2 protein-coding genes are annotated in these 879 nt (G+C 37.4%); both read right to left on the reverse strand.

Annotation, left to right across the window (positions count from 1 at the left end):
* Positions 1 to 471, reverse strand: a 471-nt coding sequence (locus tag HMPREF9074_RS11545) for a hypothetical protein (protein WP_034541053.1), incomplete at its 3' end; no start/stop codon positions are given.
* A gap of 4 nt (positions 472 to 475) precedes the next feature.
* Positions 476 to 784 (reverse strand): hypothetical protein, encoded by a 309-nt coding sequence (locus HMPREF9074_RS11550; protein ID WP_009392312.1) that lies wholly within the window; start codon positions 782 to 784, stop codon positions 476 to 478.
* Positions 785 to 879: the final 95 nt, after the last annotated feature.

Here is an 879-nt window from a genome sequence, read left to right on the forward strand (position 1 = left end):
CCCATTATGTGTACTTATTGTTAGTTTCTTGCTGGCATCAGACCTTTTCAATATCCGTACTGATTTATTCGGAGGAATAGTAATGGTACACTCTCCATTAGCAACGATTGTTCTGCCATAAAATCTATCTTTTTTTTGAGGTAACCCTAAAGGATTAACATAGAAGTTGTAATAACTATCAACTTCAATTGAACCCCAAAAGGTTTCTTCAATATATAAGTCCTCATTTAATGTAGAATTGAAATCTTTTTGCCTAATAACATCAGTTTCTGGTTGTGCACCTCCCATTCTTTCTCTTTGATTGAGATGAATATCCATTACACTAAATGGACTTCCGATATTACCTTGTAAAAAAACATCTTCTTCAAGAATGGGTAGCGGGAAGCTATTATTACCGCCAGAGCCACCACCAGAGTTACCACCATTATTGTTTTGCTCTACATTTACTGAATTTGAAAATTTTCCTATCATAATATTATACGTTTACTTTTTTAGGTTGTTTTTTTTCTCTGGTTGCGTAGTAAGTTATACCGCCACCAATAACGGCGGCTATGGCAAGCCATATCCAATCTTTACTTTTTTTGACCTGCTCATTATAGCTATCTTGTGTGCTTACGCCCTCCTCTGGGCGCGGTTTATATACGGTTTTAGGAGCTACTACCGCTGGTTTTGGAGTGGTAGTAGCTGGTTTGGTTGTATTCATATAGCAATGAGGGCTAAATTCGTTAATCATTCCCACTTGTACAGTGGCATTGGTCTGTGGATTTTGCAATATTGTTTTCATAGGGCACGGGCATTAACAGTTTATTCTATAATTAAGTGATGGGTATTTGCCCAAAAGGTCTTCAAAATCATCACTGCTAAGGCTCTCTTGCAGCC

The sequence above is a fragment of the Capnocytophaga sp. oral taxon 329 str. F0087 genome, from assembly GCF_000213295.2.
GTDB classification, from domain to species: Bacteria; Bacteroidota; Bacteroidia; order Flavobacteriales; family Flavobacteriaceae; genus Capnocytophaga; species Capnocytophaga leadbetteri_A.